Source organism: Aquisphaera insulae (assembly GCF_011064615.1).
Taxonomy (GTDB): Bacteria; Planctomycetota; Planctomycetia; order Isosphaerales; family Isosphaeraceae; genus Aquisphaera; species Aquisphaera insulae.
The window spans coordinates 1-1,356 of the sequence record NZ_JAALJH010000222.1; the positions used below are offsets into that span (position 1 = coordinate 1).

Below are 1,356 nucleotides of genomic sequence, written 5' to 3' on the forward strand. Positions count from 1 at the left end.
GATCACGGCGTGATCGGGCGGGATGAGATGACGAGACCGGTTCGCCGGGGTCGCCTACCCCGGCTTCCAGACGTCGGGCAACAGCTCGTCGACCCGACTCGCCGGGTGGGTGCTCACCCGCTCCAGGACGTCGCGGATATACGCCCACGGCTCGACGCGGTGCAGCTTGCAGCTCTGCGCCACGCTGATCAGGATCGCCGCCGTCCGGCCGCCGCGGGCGCCGCCGACATGCAGCCAGTTCTTCCGGCCCAGGGCGATCGTCCGCAGCAACTGCTCCACCGCGTTGTTGTCGATCGACAGGTAACCCGCGTCGACATATCGCTTCAACGCCGCCCAGTGATTCCGCGCGTAGCCCACCGCCTCGCCCAGCGGCGACTTCGGCAGCGCCGCGTCGGCCGCCGACTCCAGCCACGCCTCGAAACCGTCCAGGATCGCCACCGATCGCTCCTGCCGGGAGCGGTGGAAGATCCCCTCGGCCAACTCCCGCTCGATCGACGCCTCGGCCGGGGCGCCGGCCGCCGCGATCAGCCGCGCCGTCGCCGCGGCGATCTCCTCCTTCGCCGCATCCTCGACCTCGTAGAGCCGCTTGATCCACGCCAGCGCCACGTGCGACCGCTCCGGGTCCGCCTTCCGCGCGTCGTAGAACTTCCGCCGGGCATGCGCCATGCACCCCACTTCCACGATCCCTCGCGCGTAGATCTGGTCATAGACCGAGTACGCGTCGGCCTGGAGGTAGCCCGAGCGATAGCCCTCCAGCATCCGCGTCGGGCCCTCGGCCGAGTGGTCGGGCGTGAAGTCGAAGACGACGAACCGATGGTCCGCCTCGCCCAGGTACTCCCAGAGCCGGGCCTCGGTGATCAGCCCGGTGCGCGGGTCCTGGCACTTCACCGGCGTGTCGTCGGTGCCGATCACCCGCGACAGCAGGATCCGCCGGAGCATCGCCTTCCGGATCGGCTCCAGCAGGTCGGCCGTCGCGGCCATCCAGTCGCAGGTCGTCGACCGCGGCAGCTCGATGCCGTGGCGGCGGAAGAAGCCCTCCTGGCGATACAACGGCATGTGTTCGACATACTTGCTCACCGCGACCTGCGCCAGCAGGCCCGGCCCCGGCAGGCCCTTCTCGATCGGCTCGGGGAGTCGCTCGGCGATGACCACGTTGGACTCGCAGGACGAGCAGGCGTACTTGGGGCGGACGTGCCGCAGGACGATCATCGACGCCGGGACATATTCGAGCTGCTCGCGGACTTCTTCGCCGATCCGCCGTCGTGTCTCGCCGCAGTCGGGGCACGGGAGCTGCTCGGCGGGCAGGTCGTGGAGGACCTCCTTGCGCGGCAGCGAGGCCGGCAGCGCCCGGCGGCC

1 protein-coding gene is annotated in these 1,356 nt (G+C 70.4%); it reads right to left on the reverse strand.

The genetic code is table 11. The features are described from left to right. Nucleotides 1-54 precede the first annotated feature (54 nt). Nucleotides 55-1,356 (reverse strand): IS66 family transposase (gene tnpC, locus G6O54_RS36845; protein WP_165236112.1); only part of this gene is annotated, 1,302 nt, incomplete at its 5' end.